Source organism: Parapedobacter deserti (assembly GCF_042646065.1).
Taxonomy (GTDB): domain Bacteria; phylum Bacteroidota; class Bacteroidia; order Sphingobacteriales; family Sphingobacteriaceae; genus Parapedobacter; species Parapedobacter deserti.
Map to the genome: position 1 here is coordinate 62,371 of NZ_JBHRTA010000037.1, position 20,944 is coordinate 83,314.

22 protein-coding genes are annotated in these 20,944 nt (G+C 49.8%); 9 read left to right on the forward strand and 13 right to left on the reverse strand.

Annotated elements, in window-relative coordinates; genetic code table 11:
• The first annotated feature begins 41 nt into the window (after positions 1–41).
• A complete protein-coding gene (locus tag ACFOET_RS11985; RefSeq protein WP_379022916.1) occupies positions 42–653 on the forward strand; it encodes a 2'-5' RNA ligase family protein in 612 nt (203 codons plus the stop codon).
• Between the two features lie 7 nt (positions 654–660).
• Here ACFOET_RS11985 and ACFOET_RS11990 read toward each other — a convergent pair whose 3' ends face one another.
• From ACFOET_RS11990 to ACFOET_RS12000, 3 genes are all read right to left on the reverse strand, one after another.
• On the reverse strand, positions 661–1,248 hold the full coding sequence (locus tag ACFOET_RS11990) for an RNA polymerase sigma factor (protein WP_379022918.1): 588 nt from the start codon (positions 1,246–1,248) through the stop codon (positions 661–663).
• Between the two features lie 247 nt (positions 1,249–1,495).
• Positions 1,496–2,767 (reverse strand): serine hydroxymethyltransferase, encoded by a 1,272-nt coding sequence (gene glyA / locus ACFOET_RS11995; RefSeq protein WP_379022920.1) that lies wholly within the window; start codon positions 2,765–2,767, stop codon positions 1,496–1,498.
• A gap of 60 nt (positions 2,768–2,827) precedes the next feature.
• A complete protein-coding gene (locus ACFOET_RS12000; protein ID WP_379022922.1) occupies positions 2,828–3,355 on the reverse strand; it encodes a DUF7935 family protein in 528 nt (175 codons plus the stop codon).
• 101 nt (positions 3,356–3,456) lie between these two features.
• Between ACFOET_RS12000 and ACFOET_RS12005 the strand changes: the two genes are divergently transcribed.
• The 4 genes from ACFOET_RS12005 to ACFOET_RS12020 all read left to right on the forward strand — a co-directional run bounded on the left by ACFOET_RS12005 (position 3,457) and on the right by ACFOET_RS12020 (position 8,655).
• Positions 3,457–3,810 carry a HesB/IscA family protein gene (locus tag ACFOET_RS12005; protein ID WP_379022924.1) on the forward strand — a complete coding sequence of 118 codons (354 nt, stop codon included), beginning with the start codon at positions 3,457–3,459 and terminating at the stop codon, positions 3,808–3,810.
• A 304-nt stretch (positions 3,811–4,114) separates the two neighbouring features.
• Complete coding sequence (ileS, locus tag ACFOET_RS12010; RefSeq protein WP_379022926.1) at positions 4,115–7,528, forward strand: isoleucine--tRNA ligase; 3,414 nt, start codon at positions 4,115–4,117, stop codon at positions 7,526–7,528.
• 4 nt (positions 7,529–7,532) lie between these two features.
• Positions 7,533–7,919, forward strand: coding sequence for a TraR/DksA family transcriptional regulator (locus tag ACFOET_RS12015; RefSeq protein ID WP_379022928.1), 387 nt, complete (start codon positions 7,533–7,535; stop codon positions 7,917–7,919).
• Between the two features lie 85 nt (positions 7,920–8,004).
• Complete coding sequence (locus ACFOET_RS12020) at positions 8,005–8,655, forward strand: lipoprotein signal peptidase (protein WP_379022930.1); 651 nt, start codon at positions 8,005–8,007, stop codon at positions 8,653–8,655.
• Positions 8,656–8,757: 102 nt separating this feature from the next.
• On the opposite strand, the gene gnd is transcribed toward ACFOET_RS12020, so the two are convergent.
• On the reverse strand, positions 8,758–10,224 hold the full coding sequence (gnd, locus tag ACFOET_RS12025) for a decarboxylating NADP(+)-dependent phosphogluconate dehydrogenase (RefSeq protein WP_456320331.1): 1,467 nt from the start codon (positions 10,222–10,224) through the stop codon (positions 8,758–8,760).
• 103 nt (positions 10,225–10,327) lie between these two features.
• Here gnd and ACFOET_RS12030 point away from each other — a divergent pair, with 103 nt between their 5' ends.
• The 4 genes from ACFOET_RS12030 (at position 10,328) to ACFOET_RS12045 (ending at position 13,920) form a co-directional block, all read left to right on the forward strand.
• Positions 10,328–11,305 carry a glycoside hydrolase family 43 protein gene (locus ACFOET_RS12030; protein ID WP_379022932.1) on the forward strand — a complete coding sequence of 326 codons (978 nt, stop codon included), beginning with the start codon at positions 10,328–10,330 and terminating at the stop codon, positions 11,303–11,305.
• 159 nt (positions 11,306–11,464) lie between these two features.
• Positions 11,465–12,406, forward strand: a complete 942-nt coding sequence (locus ACFOET_RS12035) for a M20/M25/M40 family metallo-hydrolase (protein ID WP_379022934.1) — start codon at positions 11,465–11,467, stop codon at positions 12,404–12,406.
• 21 nt (positions 12,407–12,427) lie between these two features.
• Positions 12,428–13,360 carry an SDR family oxidoreductase gene (locus ACFOET_RS12040; RefSeq protein WP_379022936.1) on the forward strand — a complete coding sequence of 311 codons (933 nt, stop codon included), beginning with the start codon at positions 12,428–12,430 and terminating at the stop codon, positions 13,358–13,360.
• 35 nt (positions 13,361–13,395) lie between these two features.
• Complete coding sequence (locus tag ACFOET_RS12045; RefSeq protein ID WP_379022938.1) at positions 13,396–13,920, forward strand: acyl-CoA thioesterase; 525 nt, start codon at positions 13,396–13,398, stop codon at positions 13,918–13,920.
• 109 nt (positions 13,921–14,029) lie between these two features.
• Here ACFOET_RS12045 and ACFOET_RS12050 read toward each other — a convergent pair whose 3' ends face one another.
• From ACFOET_RS12050 to ACFOET_RS12090, 9 genes are all read right to left on the reverse strand, one after another.
• Positions 14,030–14,248 carry a hypothetical protein gene (locus tag ACFOET_RS12050; protein WP_379022940.1) on the reverse strand — a complete coding sequence of 73 codons (219 nt, stop codon included), beginning with the start codon at positions 14,246–14,248 and terminating at the stop codon, positions 14,030–14,032.
• A gap of 54 nt (positions 14,249–14,302) precedes the next feature.
• Positions 14,303–15,304, reverse strand: a complete 1,002-nt coding sequence (locus ACFOET_RS12055) for a 3-keto-disaccharide hydrolase (RefSeq protein ID WP_379022942.1) — start codon at positions 15,302–15,304, stop codon at positions 14,303–14,305.
• 28 nt (positions 15,305–15,332) lie between these two features.
• Positions 15,333–15,752: an EVE domain-containing protein gene (locus ACFOET_RS12060; RefSeq protein WP_379022944.1), complete on the reverse strand. Its 420-nt coding sequence runs from the start codon at positions 15,750–15,752 to the stop codon at positions 15,333–15,335.
• 38 nt (positions 15,753–15,790) lie between these two features.
• Positions 15,791–16,141, reverse strand: coding sequence for a gliding motility protein GldC (gene gldC / locus ACFOET_RS12065; protein ID WP_379022946.1), 351 nt, complete (start codon positions 16,139–16,141; stop codon positions 15,791–15,793).
• 98 nt (positions 16,142–16,239) lie between these two features.
• A complete protein-coding gene (locus ACFOET_RS12070) occupies positions 16,240–16,488 on the reverse strand; it encodes a hypothetical protein (protein WP_379022948.1) in 249 nt (82 codons plus the stop codon).
• Positions 16,485–17,819 (reverse strand): DEAD/DEAH box helicase, encoded by a 1,335-nt coding sequence (locus ACFOET_RS12075; RefSeq protein WP_379022950.1) that lies wholly within the window; start codon positions 17,817–17,819, stop codon positions 16,485–16,487. Before ACFOET_RS12075 ends, ACFOET_RS12070 begins: the two co-directional genes overlap by 4 nt.
• Positions 17,820–17,982: 163 nt before the next feature.
• Complete coding sequence (locus ACFOET_RS12080) at positions 17,983–18,888, reverse strand: glycerophosphodiester phosphodiesterase family protein (RefSeq protein WP_379022952.1); 906 nt, start codon at positions 18,886–18,888, stop codon at positions 17,983–17,985.
• A gap of 23 nt (positions 18,889–18,911) precedes the next feature.
• Positions 18,912–19,508 carry a histidine phosphatase family protein gene (locus ACFOET_RS12085; RefSeq protein ID WP_379022954.1) on the reverse strand — a complete coding sequence of 199 codons (597 nt, stop codon included), beginning with the start codon at positions 19,506–19,508 and terminating at the stop codon, positions 18,912–18,914.
• Between the two features lie 2 nt (positions 19,509–19,510).
• Complete coding sequence (locus ACFOET_RS12090) at positions 19,511–20,944, reverse strand: FGGY-family carbohydrate kinase (protein ID WP_379022956.1); 1,434 nt, start codon at positions 20,942–20,944, stop codon at positions 19,511–19,513.

The window sequence follows — 20,944 nt, forward strand, 5'->3', positions numbered from 1 at the left end:
CTAAATATCCATTATTTAACTTTGATAAAAATATTAGTTATATGGTTACCGTATCGCAACAAGCTATCACATACCAGCTGTATGAGTACCTGTTAATTATCAAGCCGGCCGATCACGCGCAAAAAGCCATAGAGGCTTTCAAACGATATCTTGTAAATAGTCACCGATATCACAACGCTATCGTCTCGAAAGGCCACATCACCCTTATGCGTTTTCTGCAATATGAAAGCTACGAACAGCGGATTATCCAACGGCTGCAGCAAATTGCGGACACCATACGACCATTTGATGTAGAGTTGCAAGGTTTCGGCAGTTTCGGTCATACGTTGTATATAGACGTCAAGTCAGCTGATCCGATACGCCAGCTCGTAGCGATGCAACGGCAGGCGCTCCGTCCGTTGTTAAACGGATCAAAGGCGTTGACCCCATATTTCGTGACAAAGCCACATGTAACCATCGCACGGAAGCTCACTCCACCCCAGAACGACGCCATATGGCCGATCTGGAAAAGAACGCATTACCACGACAAGTTCCGCGCTAAAAACATGATATTATTGCGGCGCATGGCCGGAACACTCCGTTACTCGACTGTTAAAAAGTTTAACTTCCTTGGCCTGCCCCGCTTTGGTACGCAAGGAAGTTTATTCGCCTGACCCGTTATTATCCAATTTTCAACGCCAACTCCTTGCCATACATCATTTTACGGAGGTTATTGAGCGCATACCGCATCCTGCCGAGTGCGGTGTTGATGCTTACTTCGGTGACATCAGCGATTTCCTTAAAGCTCATGTCGCCATAATGACGCATAATAAGCACTTCTTTCTGGTCATCGGGAAGGAGTTGTATCATCCTTCTTAAATCGCGGTGAGTTTGCTCGCGGATCATTCTCGTTTCCGCGCTCTCGTCGGCAAAGTGGAGTACATCAAAAATATCAAACCCATCACTGTTTACCACTACCGGCGTGCGACGTTCCTTGCGGTAGTGGTCTATCACCAGGTTATGTGCAATACGCATCACCCAAGGAAGGAATTTACCTTCCTCGTTATATCGGCCGCCCCTAAGGGTGTTGATGACTTTGATAAATGTATCCTGAAAAATATCTTCCGCTAAATATTCGTCTTTCACCAACAAATAAATGGAAGTATATATCTTAGATTTATAGCGGTCTATCAAAATTTCCAGACCGGTCTCGTTACCTGATACATAGAGCCGGATAAGCTCTTGGTCGGTTCGTTGTTCAAGCTTCATAATACGCTACGCTAGCTTTTTACTATTTTCAATAAATTAGTAATTCCTTCTTGTAGTCGTATTCCTATAGCAGCTCTCCTATCAATGATCTCGTTAACTAACGTCAAAAAAAAACAAAATTTTCAGAAAATCAAAGCTTTTATTGTTTTTCCTTTACAACAGGCAGCGGATAGACAGGTGCCTTATAACGAAAAAGGCCTTGCCCATACGCTAGCAAAGCCTTAGTCAGTCATTCGAGAAAGTTGATTTATTTATACAACGGATATTCTGCCATCAACGCCTTTACTTTGTTTTGGATTTTCTCCAGCGTACTGTCGTCGTCGTGTTTAATAAGTGCCACATCGATCATCTCAGCGATTTCCTGCATTTCCTGCTCCTTAAGTTTCCGTGAGGTAATCGCCGCCGTGCCCAAGCGAATGCCGGAGGTCACAAATGGCGACTTATCGTCAAATGGCACCATGTTTTTATTGATCGTGATTCCTGCCTTACCCAATGCGGCTTCGGCGGCCTTGCCGCTGATCCCCTTATTCCGAAGATCAATCAGCATCAAGTGATTATCTGTACCCCCGGAAATGATATGGTATCCCTTGTCCACAAAAATCTGTGCTAACGCAGCAGCATTTTTTTTCACCTGGACGATATATTCCATATAATCATCGCTCAGCGCTTCGCCAAAAGCGATGGCTTTGGCCGCGATAATATGTTCCAGCGGGCCGCCCTGCGTGCCGGGAAACACGGCCAAATCAAGCAGGGAAGTAATGCTACGAATTTCACCCTTGGGTGTTTTGATTCCCCATGGATTCTCAAAATCCTTTCCTACCATAATGAGCCCACCACGGGGTCCACGCAATGTTTTATGCGTAGTTGTAGTGACCACATGGCAATGCGGCAGCGGATCACTTAGCAGCCCGCGGGCAATCAGTCCAGCAGGATGCGATATATCAGCCATTACCAGCGCTCCGATTTCGTCGGCCACTCGGCGGATGAAAGCGTAGTCCCAATCACGGGAATAGGCAGATGCACCGCAGATAATCACCTTGGGCTTTTCCTGTAAGGCAATTTCTTCCAACTGCTTATAGTCTATCAATCCGGTCTCTTTGTCTACACCGTAAAACAACGGCTGATACAATTTACCTGAGAAATTGACGGTAGCACCGTGGGTAAGGTGTCCTCCATGGGAGAGATCGAAACCTAAGATTTTGTCACCCGGCTGCAGCAGCGCCAAAAATACAGCGGCATTGGCCTGGGCTCCTGAATGTGGCTGCACATTCACCCATTCAGCGTTGAAAAGCTCCTTAGCGCGTTCAATGGCAATGGTTTCCACCTCATCAACCACTTCGCAGCCGCCGTAGTACCGCTTTCCGGGCAAACCCTCGGCATATTTATTGGTAAGCACCGACCCGGCAGCTTCCATCACCTGCTTACTGACAAAGTTTTCCGACGCAATAAGTTCAATACCTTCCTCCTGACGCCTGAGCTCTTCATTGATTAGGTTAAATATAGTCTCGTCTCTTCTCATTATGACACAAATAATTGAATGTTAAAAAGTTGCGCAAAGATATAAACTTAGGTACAATAATCAACCTCCTAACTCACTTTTGATGGTTTTAAGTGCAAGATCGTAAGGATTCTCATCCAACTCGGCAATATGCGAAAGCAGCAAATTGCTGAAGTCCTTCGCACTGGCCGTCGCAGGCAATCCTCCACCCGCATTGCGGATAAGTGCAACCGTTTGATCTTTCAGTTGTCTGGTAATACCCCATGCAATGTCGCTCACGTAAAGCTGTTGCGTAATATTATGCTGGTACTCAGCCCGTATCTCATTGATTAGCAATTGTTGGAAATCGGAAGCCGCTAAACCCGGCTCATGTAGACGCAGCAGAAGGTTTGCTGGATTGATACGCTCAATCAACAACACGATGCGCTCGTATGCTTGCAACCGCAACGACAGCAATTCCTTATTAGTGATGCGCTTTAAGTCAAAGGATTTGACACGAAAGACATGGTTGTTATATTTAGGCCAAAACATCCAATTAGCCACGCCTACAACAATACATCCAGCTAAGGTGTATTTAATAAGGTCTAGTGAAAACGAGGTGATGTCCATTATGTTATAGGTTTGTTTATGCAACGTAAAAATCTATATTTCTGTGCAAAAGTGGCGAATTTTATGTATTTTTGTAAGCACTGGATTAAAATAAATATGAGATGAGTACAGCGACGCTTTCCGCTTCGGCACCATTGACCTTGACACCGGGAGCCATCGTGGAGCTAAAGAAATTGAAAGAGCAGCAGGAAATATCAGCGGACTTCGGATTACGCATAGGAGTCGAGGGCGGTGGGTGTGCAGGGATGAACTACATTTTGGGATTCGACCAAAAGAAAGAAGGTGACTCCGAATATGAGATCGAAGGGATACGGATTTTTATGAACAAAGCTCACGGACTGTATCTTGCCGGCATGGAAATCGATTTCAAAAGTGGTTTGGATGCCCGTGGCTTTACCTTCAACAACCCCAATGCAACAAGCACCTGTGGCTGTGGATCGTCGTTTTCGGCATAATTTGTCCCAAGGCGATCGACGCAAAACAAAATGCAGCTGAGCGGCTTCATTGGTAATCTCATTTCAGCAGTTTGGCCGGTCACTTTTCCAGTTGCCCACCAGCGACGGAAATAAGCAGTATCCAAGCGGTAAATTCTATGTTCTGCAAAGTCATGACTCAGCCGGTTGCAGGCCGAACCTCTGGAATCGGCTAGCTTGTTCCCAATTTCAAGTTGAAAAGCAAGCCGTCTGAATCAACCCTCCCCTTCTTCATTTAACAATAATTCCCTATCTTTGCATCCTCATTTTTGAACACAAATAATTGATGTACAAGGAATATAAGCAGCTCGATCTATCCGCCATTGGAAAGGAAGTATTAGAACGTTGGCAAGCCGAAAACATTTTCGAAAAAAGCATCACCCAGCGTCCTGCAGATAAGCCGTACACGTTTTATGAAGGCCCACCCTCAGCCAACGGCATGCCTGGCATCCACCATGTGATGGCGCGTGCCATTAAGGATATCTTCTGCCGTTACAAAACCTTGAAAGGCTACCAGGTAAAACGCAAGGGCGGGTGGGATACGCACGGTCTGCCCATCGAGCTTGCTGTCGAAAAAACGCTTGGCATTACTAAAGAAGACATCGGCAAAACCATATCCGTGGCTGACTACAACGCCGCCTGTCGAAGGGAAGTAATGAAATATACCGATGTATGGAACGACCTGACCAACAAAATGGGCTATTGGGTAGACCTCGAAAACCCATACATAACTTACGAAAACGAATACATTGAGACACTGTGGTGGATACTGAAAGAACTGTATAAAAAAGGACTGCTATACAAAGGGTATACGATCCAACCTTACTCTCCCAAGGCCGGCTCGGGCCTCAGCTCCCACGAGCTGAACCAACCCGGCACATACAAGATGATTAAGGACACGACTATCGTGGCGGAGTTCCGCATCAAAAAAGACCAGGTGCACCCTGCCATGGCAACGCTTTTTGAAGACGAAAACGAGGACACGGCATTCCTTGCTTGGACCACCACCCCCTGGACATTACCCGCAAACAGTGCACTGGTCGTCGGAAAGGATATTCGTTATGTCAAAATACGGACATTCAACCAATACACCCATCAGCCGGTAAACGTCATACTGGCCGAAGAACTGATCGGCAGATACTTCAAATCCGAAGGACAGAACATCCCACTGAAAAATTACCAGCAGGGCGACAAAGTTATCCCATGGGAGATCAGAGCAAAATATTCCGGTGCCGAACTGATCAATCTCCGCTACCATCAGTTACTTCCTTATGTTACTAACGATGTGTTGGAGCAGAAAGGCTTCCGTGTGATCGCGGGGGATTTCGTGACCACTGAAGACGGCACAGGCATTGTGCATTCATCAGCTACTTTCGGTGCAGATGACTTCCGTGTAAGCAAAGAAAATGACATACCCGGTGTCTTCGTCACTGACGAAAATGGCAAGGACGTGCCCATCGTGGATAAACAGGGCCGCTTCGTCAAAGAAATCGGAGAATTCGGCGGACGATTTGTCAAAGAGGAATATTATAGCGACGAGGAGCGTGCTGCCGAAGGGTTCAAACCCACGGACGTACTGATTGCGATCAAGCTGAAGGAAGAAAACAAGGCCTTTGAAGTTAAGAAATACGAGCACAGCTATCCCCATTGCTGGCGCACGGATAAGCCGGTGCTTTATTACCCACTAGACAGCTGGTTCATCCGCACCACCGCTGTGAAGGATGAATTGGTAGCGCTCAACAAGACCATCAATTGGAAACCAGAGGCTACGGGCACTGGCCGGTTCGGCAACTGGTTGGAAAATCTGGTAGACTGGAATCTCTCCCGTTCGCGTTACTGGGGCACCCCACTGCCCATTTGGCGAAGCGAAGACGAAAACGAAGAAATTTGCATCGGTTCCATCGGAGAACTGAAAACGCGCATCGAACAAAGCTTGAGCTCCGATGTACTCGACGATGATGAGAAAGATAAGCTGCGGGAATACCTGAACAAGTTTGGTACTGACAAATTGGACCTCCATCGCCCATATGTTGACAATGTCATTCTAGTGTCCGATGCCGGCCAAAAACTTTACCGCGAACCGGACCTCATCGATGTGTGGTTCGATAGCGGTGCCATGCCATTTGCGCAGTGGGGATTGGATTACGGGAAAATTGCTGTGGGTAGTGATGTCCCGTTCAAAGATGGTTTCGAAGGTGCCTATCCTGCGGATTTTATCGCCGAAGGCGTAGATCAAACCAGGGGATGGTTTTTCACCCTGCATGCCATTTCTACGATGCTACAGCACTCCGTAGCTTTCAAAAACGTGGTTTCAAACGGACTGGTACTGGATAAAAACGGCAACAAGATGTCGAAGCGGCTGGGCAACGCTGTAGACCCGTTTTCCACTATCGAAAAATACAGTGCAGATGCAACACGCTGGTATATGATCAGCAATGCTGCGCCTTGGGACAACCTCAAATTCAACGAGGAGGGACTGGATGAAGTGCGTCGAAAGTTTTTCGGCACGTTGTACAACATTTATGCGTTCTTTGCGCTGTATGCCAATATCGATAAGTTTGCCTACGCGGAGTCCGATCTGCCCATTGATACGCGCCCCGAAATAGATCGCTGGATCATCTCCCTGCTCAACAGCCTCACTAAAGAGGTGGACGGCTATTACGAGGATTTCGAGCCGACCAAGGCCGCACGCGCCATTCAGACATTCGTAGACGAACATCTCAGCAATTGGTACGTAAGGCTTTGCCGTAGGCGTTTCTGGAAAGGTGAATACACCGAAGACAAAATATCGGCCTACCAGACGCTATATACGTGCCTCAAGACCGTCGCCAAGCTGATGTCGCCCATTGCGCCATTTTTCAGTGACCGGCTCTACCTCGACTTGAACAACACGACAGCCAAGGAACGTGCCGAATCGGTCCATTTGGCGGATTTTCCGGCTTATCAAGAGAACTTGGTGGACAAGGCTCTGGAAGAGCGGATGGCCCTGGCACAGAATATCTCTTCGCTCACCCTGTCGCTGCGCAAGAAAACAGGTATCAATGTACGGCAACCGCTTAACAAAATCCTGTTGCCCGTGCTCCACGGAGACTTTCAACAGCAAGTTGAAAGCGTGAAAGACCTCATCTTGTCAGAGACCAATATTAAGAAAATAGCGTTTATAAACGACACTTCGGGCATCATCAAAAAGAAGATCAAACCCAATTTCAAGACCCTTGGCCCGAAAGTGGGCAAGGATATGAAAGTCGTGGCGGCTGCCATCCAAGCGTTCTCACCCGGTGATATCGCTCGATTGGAACGTGATGGACAAATCGAAATAACCAATACACAATACACCATACAACTAAGCGATGTCGAAATCATAGCGGAAGATGTGGCCGGATGGCAAGTAGCTAATTTGGGAGGTCTCACGGTCGCGCTCGATATAAACATCACACCAGTGCTCAGAAATGAAGGCATTTCACGCGAATTAGTGAACCGCATTCAGAACCTCCGCAAGGAGCGCGGACTTGAGGTGACCGACCGGATAAAGGTAAGCATCAGTAACGTCCCTGACATTGCTGAAGCTGCGAAAGGTAATTTATCTTATATTCGTACCGAGATATTGGCAGACTCTTTGCTGTTTGAGGATACTCTTGTTGACGGTGATAAAATAGAAATCGCTGAAAAGGAATTAAATGTAAAAATCGAAAAAGTTTAAAATTATGGCAAACAACAGTGAAAAAACGCGGTATAGCGACGCCGAATTGCAGGAGTTCAAGGAAATCATTTTGGAAAAACTTCGCATTGCCAGAGAAGAACTGTCAGCCCTTACCAAGTCTTTGAACAGCAGTAACGCCAACGGCACTGACGACACGGCAGGAACTTTCAAGACCTTGGAAGATGGCTCTGCTACGCTGGAGAAAGAGCAAACCAATCAATTGGCAGCCCGTCAGAAGAAATTCATTGACAATCTGGAAGCTGCATTGGTCCGTATCGAAAACAAAACATACGGTATTTGCCGCGAAACCGGCAAACTCATTCAAAAGGAACGTCTCCGCGCGGTGCCGCATACCACACTGAGCATGGAAGCCAAGTTGAAACAATATTAACAGCGATCAGCATTCAGTTTTCGGAAGCCAGCCATGACAACTGCAGAAACCGACAGCTGATTACTGATAGTCGACAGCTTAAAACATGAAAGGCTATAGCAAACCCCTTATACTTATTTTATCCGTGCTGGCAGTCGATCAACTTTCGAAGTTTTGGATCAAGCTCAATATGACACTCGGGCAGGAATACAAAATCTTCGGCGACTGGTTTATCATCCATTTCACTGAAAATAACGGCATGGCGTTCGGTCTGGAATTTGGTGGCGAAACCGGCAAACTGGCACTGTCATTGTTCCGCATCATAGCAGTGATCGGAATCGGTTATGGTTTGCATTATATGATTAAGCGGAAATATCACCGCGGATTCATTCTCAATGTTGCGCTTATCTTTGCCGGAGCGATGGGCAATATCATCGACTCGACGTTTTATGGCGTCATATTCAGCGAAAGCACCTGGTTTGAAAAAGCACGGCTTTTCCCCGCCGAAGGCGGCTATTCAAGCCTACTTCATGGAAAAGTGGTCGATATGCTATACTTCCCCATTATCAAAGGGAATTTCCCTACATGGTTTCCGATTTGGGGCGGGGAAGATTTTCTCTTTTTCAGACCGGTATTCAATGTTGCTGACTCGGCTATTACCGTGGCCGTGGCACTCATCCTCCTCTATCAAAAACATTATTTTAAAGAAGAAGTTGTAGAACCAGCGAGCTATAACAGTGAAGTGGTGGAAGACTGAGTGTGCAGATAAATGTAACAAGGTTTAAGACTAAGGTTGATAAAGGAAGCGCGCGCCATCGGTTGGCGCGCGCTTCTTTCGTTGAATCCGCTTGGTTATTCGTTATACGTCGTACGTGGTAGACGACGTTTCACCGCCCCTGCCTGTCCAGTTAGTGTGGAAGAACTCGCCTCGGGGCTTATCCAGGCGCTCATACGTATGCGCACCGAAGTAATCCCGCTGGGCTTGGAGTAAGTTGGCTGGTAGCCGATCGCAGCGGTATCCGTCGTAATAGATCAACCCCGCGCTTAGGCATGGTACCGGTATGCCGTTGGTCACCGCCACCGCGATCACCTTGCGCCACCCGCTTTGCGCAGCTTGTATCTTTTCGCGGAAGAAATCATCCAAGATCAGGTTACGCAGATCCGGATTCTTGTCAAACGCTTCCTTTATCTTCCCCAAGAAGGCCGACCGGATGATGCAGCCCTCGCGCCACATCAGGGCAATGCTGCCGTAATTCAACTCCCACCCGTACTCATGGGCTGCAGCCGCCATCATCTGATAACCCTGTGCATAAGAGATTACCTTAGCCGCGTACAGTGCGTCGCGCAGGTTGTCGATGAATGTGCGTCGTTCGCCATCAAACGACGGGACGGGACCATCCAGCATTTTTGACGCGGCAACGCGCTCGTCTTTCAACGCTGAAAGACAGCGGGAAAATACCGATTCAGCAATCAATGTCAGGGGGACTCCCAATTCAAGCGCCACAGTTCCCGTCCACTTTCCTGTCCCTTTCTGCCCCGCCGTATCAAGGATCTTATCCACCAACGGAAGACCATCTTCGTCCTTGAACGCCAGTATATCCCGCGTGATTTCGATAAGATAACTATCGAGTTCGCCCTCATTCCATTCTTTAAACACTTCATGCATTTCGTCTGCCGTCATGCCCAACACGGCTTTCATGATATGATACGTTTCATTGATCAACTGCATATCGCCGTATTCGATCCCGTTATGTACCATCTTTACGAAATGACCGGCTCCGCCATCGCCCACCCAATCGCAACAAGGTGTTCCGTCCGCAACCTTGGCAGCGATCGCCTGGAAAATCGGCTTCACGGCCGGCCATGCCGCCCTGGAACCGCCGGGCATGATAGACGGCCCCAGCAGTGCTCCTTCCTCGCCTCCGGATACACCGGTACCTACATATAGCAACCCCTTGCTCTCCACGTACGCTACCCGCCGTTCTGTGTCCGGGAAATGTGAGTTGCCCCCATCAATAATGATATCCCCTGGCTCCAGGTGCGGGATAAGCAGTTCAATAAAATCATCCACGGGCTTTCCTGCCTTGACCATCAACATCACTTTCCGCGGCCGCTTGAGAGACCGGATCAAGTCTTCTATGGAAGTGGCGCCGTAAATGTTCTTTCCCTTCGCCCTGCCATTGACAAAGCGTTCTACTTTATCTACCGTTCGGTTATAGGCCGTTACATGGAAACCTTTGCTCTCCATATTCAGGATGAGGTTTTCGCCCATCACGGCGATTCCGATGACGCCAATATCAGATTGTTCTTGCATATGTATCTCCATTTAATTCCCAAAGTTATACTTTACGTAGAAAGAACAAACAGAAAATTGAGGAAATTTGTGCGGTAACCCGTACATTAGCGGCAACAAACCAAATATGTTGAACATGCTTTCATTGAAATTCACACCGCACGTTTGCACTTACCTCATCGTTTTCCTTTCGCCACTAGTGATTCGTGCGCAACAAAACCCCGTGTTTCCCGGATGGTACGCCGATCCGGAAGGCATCGTCTACGGCGACCGATTCTGGATATACCCCACCTATTCAGCGCCTTATGAACAACAGGTATTTTTTGATGCCTTTTCTTCTCCCGATTTGGTCAACTGGACCAAGCATCCACGTATCATCGATACGGCAGAAGTAAAATGGGCAAAGAAGGCGATGTGGGCGCCCGGCGTATTGGAAAAAGACGGCAGGTATTACTTTTTCTTTGCCGCAAATGATGTCCACGAAGGGGAGATCGGCGGCATTGGCGTAGCTGTGGCTGACCGGCCTGAGGGCCAATACAAGGACCTGCTGGGCAAGCCGCTGATCAACGAAATCGTAAACGGTGCGCAGCCCATCGACCAATTCGTCTTTAAAGACAAAGACGGCACCTACTATATGTACTATGGCGGCTGGCGGCACTGCAATATCGTCAAACTCAACGATGATTTTACCGGGCTGGTGCCGTTCGATGACGGCGAACGCTATAAGGAAGTGACGCCGGAAGGATATGTGGAAGGCCCCTTCATGTTCATACGGAACGGAAAATACTATTTCATGTGGTCAGAAGGCGGCTGGGGCGGCCCGCATTACAAAGTGGCTTATGCCATCGCGGATTCGCCTCTCGGGCCATTTGAACGGGTAGCAACGATCTTGGAGCAGGACCCCGAAATTGCCACCGGTGCGGGCCATCATTCCGTCATACAGATACCCGGCAAAGACCGATGGTATATCGTCTACCATCGCCGTCCGCTGGGCAAAACCGGAGCAAACGAGCGGGTCACCTGCATTGACGAAATGCATTTCGATGACGACGGCCATATCTTGCCGGTAAAAATGACGCACGGCGGCGTACGCTACCCATTGGCACAGAAATAGGAAATCAAGTCATCGTCCACATCGTGCCGGTCCAACCATAGCCGGTTGAATCGACACGGTATCGTTTCAGCAAATCGGTGTTCATAATCGCGATCATTTCCAGCTGATCCAATAATGGAGAATATCAGTATCTTTGGCCCAGCAATATTCCAAATTGTTATGCACATCAAGCCCTTCGTCGCGTTTCTGTTGATCGTATTTGCGCCTTATCGCGCCGACGCCCAATATGCCGATGAGACACGCATCAGCAAGCACATCCACCGCTTGGCATCCGACAAGATGAAAGGCAGGGGCACGGGCAGCAGGGAACTGGAGAAAGCCGCCCGGTACATCGAAAAGCAATTCAGGAAATACAACCTGCGACCCTCAGGCACTGAGCGATACCGGCAACCGTTTACCGCTACAGTGCGGCGCGTTGTGGTAGCCGACAGTATGCGCAGGGCCAGCAATGTCATCGGTTTCCTGGATAACGGTGCTCCGCATACCATCGTTATCGGGGCACATTACGATCACCTTGGGATGGGCCGGCAAGGTGGGTCGTTAGACCCTTCGCCCGAAGGCAAGATCCATAACGGTGCCGATGACAACGCCTCCGGTGTGGCCGGGCTGCTGGAACTTGCACGCCACTTCAGCCAGAATCATCACATCGAGCCCTATAATTTCCTGTTCATTGCGTTTTCCGCGGAGGAGCTCGGTCTTCAGGGATCCCGTTATTTTATAGAAAACCCCACCATTCCGCTTGATCAGCTACATTTCATGCTCAATATGGATATGATCGGACGTTATGATCCGGATAGGGGAATAGGCATCGGCGGCTATGGCACCAGCTCATCCTGGCCGGAGATATTCCGCACAGTGGACACCTCCATCAAGTTTTTCACCGACGCTGCGGGCAAAGGCGGATCTGACCACCATGTATTTTACATGAAGGGCATACCGGTGCTATTCTTCCATACCGGCGGACATCCCGATTACCATGCACCCGGCGATGATCCTGCCAAGATCAACTATAGCGCCCTGGCCGACATTATTGACCTCGAGATACAACTCATCAAAAATGCGATGAAGCAGGACAAGCTGCAGTTTAGCGCCACAGATTAACAAAAATAAGCTCAACATACCATGTCTGATAATCTGAAATCGAAAACAACAAAAATACTGGTCACCGGAAGCAATGGCCTGCTCGGCCAAAAAATTACGGACTTGGCGCTCACGGACAAAAGCATCGAACTGACCGCGACCTCGCGAGGCGCGAACCGCCATCCAATCAAAGATGGCTATCGCTATATCGACCTTGATATCCTCAACGAGCAACACCTGCGGAAAGCCATCACACAGCACCGTCCGGACGCCATCATCAACACCGCCGCAATGACCAATGTAGACGCCTGCGAGCATGACCCAGACGGTTGCCGGAAGCTGAACGTCGGAGCCGTGGCAACTCTGGTGTCACTATGCGACGAGTTCGGTATTCACTTAATCCACCTTTCTACCGATTTCATTTTCGATGGCGAAGACGGCCCTTATGCCGAAGATGCGCTACCCAACCCACTGAGTCTGTATGGCCAGAGCAAGCTGGATGCTGAGCAGCTTTTTGAGCGCTCATCAAGCAAATGGGCGATCCTCCGGACGATATTGGTATACGGTGTCGTAGCTGACATGAGCCGCAGTAACATCGTGCTATGGGCCAAAGGCGCACTGGAGAAAGGCCAGCCGCTCAACGTGGTGAACGATCAATGGCGCATGCCCACACTGGCGGAAGACCTGGCCCAGGCGTGCCTGCTCGCCGTAACCACAGGCGCTGAGGGCGTGTATCATATTTCGGGCAAGGATATGTTTGCTATCCACGAACTGGTAGCTGCGGTAGCTGATTTTTGGGGGTTAGACAAGTCACTTATCCGCGAGGTGAGTTCTTCAACATTGAGTCAGGCAGCACCACGGCCGCCACGTACGGGTTTTATCCTTGACAAGGCACGTACCGTATTGGGTTATGAACCTCATTCATTTGCCGAGGGATTGGCACTGGTAGACCGGCAACTCCGAACGGCGAAATAGGAAGAAAAGACAAAAAATAATAACATCTTTGCACCATGACCCAGAAGTTTGCGCGCGAATCATATACCATCATGAATGAACTGGTGCTGCCCAACGACACCAATACACTCAACAACCTCATGGGTGGCCGCCTGCTCCACTGGATGGACATCGCTGCAGCGATCTCAGCCCAAAAGCATAGCAACCGCATCGTGGTAACGGCTTCGGTCGATAATGTATCGTTCAGACATCCGGTAAAATTGGGAGATGTGATCAGCATCGAGGCACAAGTAACCCGGGCCTTCAACACTTCTGTGGAGGTACATTTGATTGTTTCGGCGCAAAACATCCCTTCCGGCACCAAAGTAAGATCCAATGAGGCATTTTACACGTTTGTAGCCATTGATCAGGATGGGCGTAATATCGCTGTCCCCAAGTTGATACCGGAGACTGATGAGGAGAAAAAACTCTACAACGAAGCGCTGCAACGGAGAGAACTTAGGCTGGTGCTTGCAGGCAAGCTCAAACCGAAAGACGCCAAAGAGCTGCAAAACCTATTTAGGGAAGTGGTGAAAGAATAAGGTAAACCGAGTAGTTACCTTACCATACAAACGCTGCGTATGACCGCAGCGCTCACCCATTGGAAGATGTTAAGGCTAGCGTACGAGAAATTACGCCAGCGATACTCGGTTATGCCTGCCGCCGACGCGGCACCAGCAACAACACCACGCCTCCGATCAAAATTACACCGCCAACATACGGCGGCCAGTTAACACGTTCCTTTTTATCGGCAGAGATTTCTAACGCACCTATGTCAACTACTTTCTCTTCACGTGTGTACGTAAAGCCCGTCCACACCAGCATCGCGATACCAATGATTACCAAAATTAATCCGATTGTCCTTGTCATAGCGTCTGTGATTTGAAATAACCAACAAAGACAACTGAAAAATGTTTGGCGATGCTACTTTGCCGGGATGATGGTAATTTTACGGAACTCTACTGGTCCATGGTCTCCTTGGATGTAGATCGGACCGGGCTCACCTTCGTTGCTGTCCAATGCACCGCCTGTGATTCCCGGGATCTCTTGGTTGCTGATGATGGTTTTTCCATTGGCGACGATGGTGACCATTCGCCCCCGCAAAGTAATCTCAAATTTATTCCACTCATTCGGCCCCAAAGTTGCCATTTCACTGGGTGACAAAAAGCCATATATACCACCGAAATACAAAGACCCTGGATGCCTGTCTTTTGGTGAATCCTCGATCTGTACCTCATACCGCCCCCGCAAATAAATGCCGGAGTTGGCCCCCGCTGCATAGCGGAATTCGGCAAGCAGCTTGAAGTCTTCAAACTGCTGCTCGCTAATCAAATTGGCACCCACTGCTTTATTGATTAATATCCCGTCTTCCACCACCCATTGGTTATTATCATCCGAAGGTTTCCACCCTGTTAAATCTTTACCATTGAAGAGATCGATGGGTTGGCCCCATTGCACTTCACCCGTCCTGACCAGATAAGGGGCTTTCACACCTGTAAAATGGAAGGTATTTCCTTTGTTGGTCGTAATCGTCCCTTTTATACCCTCACCTGCCAGCTCCCCTTCGATCGTAAACAGTCCACCGCCGCCTTCCCACTGTGGGGGGATCTGGAATGAAAACACTCCGTCTTGGAGGGTGATATTCGAAATTGGGCGGCTACTTCCCGCATCGGATACAAAGGCTCCCACCAGTACATCAAAGCCTGATAATTTGACTTCCAACCATGAGGGTACTTTCTTGCCGTCTTTATCTACAGTAAGATCCCAACGCCCGAGCAGGCCTTCAGCCTCTTCAGGAACAACCTGTGTTGCCGCATTGTGTATCTCTTCTTCTTGCTCTTTCGTTGTCGATCCGTTGTTACACGATACTGCGACTGCTGTCAACAAACATATCAGTGGACGGTATAGGGTATATTTTTTCAACATATGTAATTGCATAAAATTTCCAAAGGTGCTAATCTACAGAATTTTTGGCACCTAATGCGACAATACGATCAAACTCCTCACGGGTCAGCGGCATCACCGATAGCCGCCCCTGACGTACCAATGCCATATTTTGCAGCAATGGATCCGCTTTGATGGTTTCGAGCGTCACCGGCTTTTTCAAAGTCTCTACCGGTGCCAGGTCCACAACCACCCACCGCTCATCCGTGGTCGTTGGATCTTGATAATATTCGTTAACCACCTTGGCGATGCCGACAACCTCCTTGCCTTCGTTGCTATGATAAAACAATACCAAATCGCCCTTTTTCATGGATTGGAGGGTATTGCGGGCCTGGTAATTGCGCACACCATCCCAGAAGGTCTGCTTATCCTTCAGGAATTGTGTCCAGCTGTACTTGAAAGGTTCTGATTTGACTAAAAAATAGTTCATGGTTATCTATACTGTGAATTGCTTATAGCTGACGCTAACTAATTCTGCTTTTGCGTGACTTCCATTTTTTCGGCAAAGTGATCGCAATAGTCACGCAGGTCACCGATCACCGCTTTAGCTAGCTCATCATCGCCTGATGCGCGGATAAACGTGTCGCCCAGTGTCTGCAGGGTTTCGTAAAAGAACCGTTTCATTTCATCCAGCGGCATATCCTTGGTCCACAAATCTATACGCATAGAGTTTTTGTAATGATGGTCCCATAGTGCCAAAAATAGGGCCTTGGAAGGCAAGGCCTCTTTGTTTTCTCCATCTGTTGATTCCCAAGTGATTTTGTCTGGCACGTTGTTATCGTCCAGTTCGATCGTCAGCTTTATTTCTGCTTTTTTCATTTTTTATCAATTTTTGCGCGGATGACGCTTATGCGGCGGTTTTCCACAGCTTTTCATCTGCGGGCATCTGGTCAATCCGCATTATCCAGGTTGTGTTCCTACCATACGTTCAATATCCACATCGCCAATGTAACAAGCACCACGAAAATACCTTCCGCGATCCACACACGCTTCAGGTTCCGAAGTAGGAGCCTGAAAAACTGGTCGGCTACCACTAAGATCAACAAAAGTAATAAAAACCAACTAATGGTTCCAATCCCGATCGTGCCTGATAAAATCTGCCACAACAGCCTCGTCATCAGCAACGCAGATGCGATATTCAATGGGGTGATGCGGGGCAGTTTCATGTTTTCTTTTTGCCACGACCCCGTTTGCTGTTACCGGTCGGCCTGCTTTTGCTGCGCGGGGGTTTCCCCGATTTTTGATTGCTGGCTTTTTTCTCGTGGAAAGCTCCCTTAAACTCCGGACTGTCTTTACGCTTTTGTGCGTCGATTTCGCGTGCGATGGCCTGCCGTTCCTCGAATTCTGTCTTTTCAATAAACACGCCATCGGGAATTGCTGCCACGGGAATCTGCTGACGGATTAGCTTTTCGATCTTTCGGATGTAATACTCCTCTGCGGCGTTGCAGAAGGTGATGGCATCACCCGTTTGAAACGCCCTGCCGGTCCGGCCTATACGATGTACGTAATCTTCGATGACGATTGGTACGTCAAAGTTGATCACATGGCTCACATTGCTTACATCCAGGCCCCGCGCAGCGACGTCCGTGGCCACTAAAATCCGGATGGCTCCTTCTTTGAATGCATTGATGGAATTGATCCGCGTATTCTGCCCCTTGTTGGCATGGATGACCCGAACATTATCCGTGCCATATTTACGTTCGAGAAAATGATATACGTTGTCTGCCACCGCTTTGGTTTTGCAGAAGACAATGAGCCGATGTAGTGTTTCATCGTCCTTAAGGAGATGCTGCAGTAAATTTATTTTGGTTTTTAAGTTGGGGACGTAATACAGTTTCTGCGTGACAGTCTGTGCCGGCGTGGCTTGCTCCGATACCTCCACAATGGTTGGGAAAGCCAGGAAATCGCCAGCAATCTTGTGCACGAGTTCACTCATCGTAGCGGAGAACAAAAGGTTCTGTCGTTTGCGAGGCACCACTTCCAGTATGCGATGCAGCTTCCCGATAAACCCCATATCCATCATCTTGTCGGCCTCGTCCATCACCAATGAATTCAGGGACTTGGTCACGATATGGCCTGCCAGATAGAGGTCTAGGAACCGCCCGGGTGTTGCGACGATGATGTCTACGCCCTTTTCCAATTCGGCGATTTGCGTTTTCGGTCCCAACCCGCCGTATAGGACCACCGTGCGCAGATCAGTGTATTTTGCAAACAGCCGGATATTTTCCTCAATCTGCATAGCCAGTTCACGCGTGGGCGAGAGAATCAGCGTACGGGCGTCATTTCCCTGGGCATATTTCAGCTTCATGAGGATGGGAAGTACAAAGGCCGCTGTTTTTCCTGTTCCTGTCTGTGCAATGCCCATCACGTCCTGTCCTGCTAATATGGGCGGTATCGCCTTTTGCTGAATAGGGGTCGGCGTTGTATACCCCGCGTCCTCAATGGCGTTTAGGATTTGTTTGTTGAAGTTGAAATCCGCAAAGGTGTTCCGCTGCATTGGACAAAGATAAGAAAAGGAAGGTATAATTCAGGCAGTTGCTCCTCAACTGGAATCGGTTCGCTGCGCTCCCAATTCCTAGGTTGCGTCTGCAACTGCCTGAATTATGGGAAGGGAAGGCGCGGGGGCCTCAACTGGAATCGGTTCGCTGCGCTTCCTATTCCTAGGTTGCGTCTGCAACTGCCTGAATTAACGCCTCTCCTGCCTCTATGGGCAGGTCTGATTCCAAGATGGAAGCCCCATCAGCAAAAATGGCCCGGTATGCCGCTGCCCGTTCGGTTCTGGTGGGCAGTTTATCATAGGTAGGTGCCGAAGAGATCATGCACATCACGCCTTCGCGATTCAGCAGCTGGTACATTGCCCGGTTTTCGGGCTTGATATGCGGACCGATATAAGCAATCATCCGATTGAAGGGGATCCGGGCGTTTTTGTAAGCATCAAACTTCTCCCGCGTTTGGATATGCGCGGATAACATCTGATGTTTATGCTTATCCAGATAAAACCGCGCCTGTTCCGGGCTGTGCACCGTCACCATCACAAAGGCATAGGCGTTGTGCTTACGGATCAGATCAGCGGAGACCTCCACCGGTACATCTTTCTGATCAAGATTGAGTACCGTTTTGCCCCTTGCCCATTCGATTACTTCAGACAACGTCGGTATGCGGTGTTCGGTCAGGTTGCCGTCTTTGTCTTTCAACCGGAGTTGCTGCAGCTCGGCCCACGTATAGTCTGCTACTTTGCCGGTGCCGTTGGTTGTGCGGTCTAAGGTGGCGTCATGCATCAGGATGACAATACTGTCCTTGGTAAGCCGGGGATCGATCTCAAAAAAGGCCGGCGTGTGCATCAGCACTGCCTCCATACCGGCGATCGAATTTTCAGGAAGTCCCAGCTCCACAGTACCCCGATGACCGCTGATGACCGCTTTCCCGCTTTTATACTTAAAAAATCGATGCAGTTGTTTGGCCGATTTAAAATCCAAGCGGTGTAACTGGGCGTCCTGGGCATGAATGAGGGAAACGGAACTCACCATAACGGCCAGAAAGACCAGACCAACAATATTGCTTCTCATATTTTCGTGTTACTTTTATTTTTTTAATCGTTCAATTTCATCAAGGAAAAGGCTTCATCACCGCCGAAGCGGATCAGGGTGACCGCTGAATTCTCCTGTACGATCCGTCGGTAGTTTTTCAGGGGCATTCCCAATTTCCATGCAAGATACAACCGGTTTACACCATTGTGTGCAACAACCAAGAGGGTCTGTCCGTCATACCTTGCTATCATATCTGTAAAGAACGCGTCTACGCGCTGCACCACCTCCGACGCGGTATCCCCCGTGCCACCGGCACGATTATGGTCGGGCGATTCCTGCCAAGCCTCCCAGAGCACCGGGTTTTCCGTGACGAACTCTTCCCGTGTCTTGCCCTCCCACAAGCCGAAATCCAGTTCGATCAAGCGATTATCCCGGATCACCGGCAGACGGCGGGCACAAGCGATTTCGGCTGTATGGTACGCGCGCTGGAGTGGGGAGGCGTACACCGCATCGATGGTTTTGCCGTGAAGTGCTTCGGCCACCCGTTCAGCCTGTGCTATCCCTTTCGCTGTCAATTCGGCATCGGTTCTTCCGCAGTAGCGGTTACCGTCGGCATTGTACGTGGTCTCTCCGTGTCGGAGCAAATATACGTTTAGCATCGTCAGATGTATTGTCGTTTTTTCAACTCGCCTATAAAGCGGTGATAGTGTATGTTATACGTTTCGGTCAATGCAGCCTGTGGAAGGGCTTCCCGTTCGATGGCTGTCATCTGTGCGGCAGCTTCAACGAGGGAACCGTAGTACGTTCTTGATGCGGCACCGATGGCCGACCCTACCGCCCCGCTGGCTTCCTTACACTTATAAATCGGACGGTTCAGTACGCTGGCACGGATGGTGAGCCAGGTGTCACTGTTGCTGCCGCCTCCGGCGGTATACACCGCGGTGACCCGCTCGCCGGAAAGTTGCTCAATCAATTCGTAGGCCAGCCGCTCGATATAGGCAACACCTTCCATGCACGCGGCAAACCGTTCGGCGGGCGCCAGCCCCTCCGGCACAAAGCCCATGGCTGCTGATGCGACAAAGGGAAACCGTTCGCCCTGTTGTTTCAACGGCCAGGCGAGCAAGCCCGTAGGAAGAAGCTTAGCAGCTGCCTCGTTCAACTGCTGTAGCGCTGTCCCAAAATCGGTTGCTACCCAGTCCGCGCCCGTGTTGCTGGCGCCGCCCGGCATCCAGTACCCATCGGGATGGCGATGGCTGTATAGACGGCCCTGAGGGTCGATCACCGCGCGCTCGGTCACCCCCTTGATAACCAAAGTCGTGCCGATGGTCGAATTCCATGTCCCGGGCGTTACCGCACCCGATGCGATCTGCGATGCACAGCCATCGGTCATCCCTACGGTCACCTCCACATGCGGCAGTCCCCATCGTTCAGCCAATTCCTGCCGAAGTGGACCAACCGGCGTACCGGAAGGCACCACCTCCTGAAACCAATCCCGCTTCAACGGCAGGTGTTCCGTCAGGTAATCCGGCCAGGCGCCGTTGTTAAGGTCGTATCCGGATTTGAGCGCGTTGGTATAATCCGTCACATTGAATCGGCCACTCAGCATTCCCGTGATGTAGTCGGCGGCATGTACCCATTTCCGGATGGCAGGCACCTTTTCGGGATACGATTGAACGAACCACACCATCTTGGAAAGCCCGCTGGACGCGTTGAATCCTATGTAGCCTTCGCTCAAAAACCGTTCGGCCAAAGCGCGGCACTGACGCCCCGCATCCGCAGACCGCAGGTCGCTGTACATCAGCGCCGGATGCAGCGGCCGGTTGGCTCCGTCGAGGGGGATGACGGTTCCGGACGTCGAGTCCACGCCGATGGCCGATACCGCGTCCAGGTAAGCCCGGTCCGGCAGCCCGCTGAACAGTTCATCCATCACGCCCACGACACAGGCCCACCAGCGCCCGGGCGACTGCTCCATACGCGAGTCAGACGTCAGTGCGAACTTCCGTGAAACCTCTCCCAGTACCCGCCCGGTCGCGGTAACCAACGCCGCGCGTACACCTTGGGTACCCACATCAATGCCGATGAAACTCCGCTGCAT

Bases quoted from the DNA above. Each gene is read 5' to 3' on its own strand.
- ACFOET_RS12075 (WP_379022950.1), bottom strand. From the start codon at position 17,819: ATGCAGCGGAACACCTTTGCGGATTTCAACTTCAACAAACAAATCCTA.
- ACFOET_RS11990 (WP_379022918.1), bottom strand. From the start codon at position 1,248: ATGAAGCTTGAACAACGAACCGACCAAGAGCTTATCCGGCTCTATGTA.
- ACFOET_RS12040 (WP_379022936.1), top strand. From the start codon at position 12,428: ATGTCTGATAATCTGAAATCGAAAACAACAAAAATACTGGTCACCGGA.
- ACFOET_RS12005 (WP_379022924.1), top strand. From the start codon at position 3,457: ATGAGTACAGCGACGCTTTCCGCTTCGGCACCATTGACCTTGACACCG.
- ACFOET_RS12045 (WP_379022938.1), top strand. From the start codon at position 13,396: ATGACCCAGAAGTTTGCGCGCGAATCATATACCATCATGAATGAACTG.
- ACFOET_RS12060 (WP_379022944.1), bottom strand. From the start codon at position 15,752: ATGAACTATTTTTTAGTCAAATCAGAACCTTTCAAGTACAGCTGGACA.
- ACFOET_RS12000 (WP_379022922.1), bottom strand. From the start codon at position 3,355: ATGGACATCACCTCGTTTTCACTAGACCTTATTAAATACACCTTAGCT.
- gnd (WP_456320331.1), bottom strand. From the start codon at position 10,224: ATGGAGATACATATGCAAGAACAATCTGATATTGGCGTCATCGGAATC.
- gldC (WP_379022946.1), bottom strand. From the start codon at position 16,141: ATGAAAAAAGCAGAAATAAAGCTGACGATCGAACTGGACGATAACAAC.
- ACFOET_RS12070 (WP_379022948.1), bottom strand. From the start codon at position 16,488: ATGAAACTGCCCCGCATCACCCCATTGAATATCGCATCTGCGTTGCTG.
- ACFOET_RS12090 (WP_379022956.1), bottom strand. From the start codon at position 20,944: ATGCAGCGGAGTTTCATCGGCATTGATGTGGGTACCCAAGGTGTACGC.
- ACFOET_RS12085 (WP_379022954.1), bottom strand. From the start codon at position 19,508: ATGCTAAACGTATATTTGCTCCGACACGGAGAGACCACGTACAATGCC.
- ACFOET_RS11985 (WP_379022916.1), top strand. From the start codon at position 42: ATGGTTACCGTATCGCAACAAGCTATCACATACCAGCTGTATGAGTAC.
- ACFOET_RS12035 (WP_379022934.1), top strand. From the start codon at position 11,465: ATGCACATCAAGCCCTTCGTCGCGTTTCTGTTGATCGTATTTGCGCCT.
- ACFOET_RS12080 (WP_379022952.1), bottom strand. From the start codon at position 18,888: ATGAGAAGCAATATTGTTGGTCTGGTCTTTCTGGCCGTTATGGTGAGT.
- ACFOET_RS12020 (WP_379022930.1), top strand. From the start codon at position 8,005: ATGAAAGGCTATAGCAAACCCCTTATACTTATTTTATCCGTGCTGGCA.
- ACFOET_RS12015 (WP_379022928.1), top strand. From the start codon at position 7,533: ATGGCAAACAACAGTGAAAAAACGCGGTATAGCGACGCCGAATTGCAG.
- glyA (WP_379022920.1), bottom strand. From the start codon at position 2,767: ATGAGAAGAGACGAGACTATATTTAACCTAATCAATGAAGAGCTCAGG.
- ACFOET_RS12055 (WP_379022942.1), bottom strand. From the start codon at position 15,304: ATGTTGAAAAAATATACCCTATACCGTCCACTGATATGTTTGTTGACA.
- ACFOET_RS12030 (WP_379022932.1), top strand. From the start codon at position 10,328: ATGCTTTCATTGAAATTCACACCGCACGTTTGCACTTACCTCATCGTT.
- ileS (WP_379022926.1), top strand. From the start codon at position 4,115: ATGTACAAGGAATATAAGCAGCTCGATCTATCCGCCATTGGAAAGGAA.
- ACFOET_RS12050 (WP_379022940.1), bottom strand. From the start codon at position 14,248: ATGACAAGGACAATCGGATTAATTTTGGTAATCATTGGTATCGCGATG.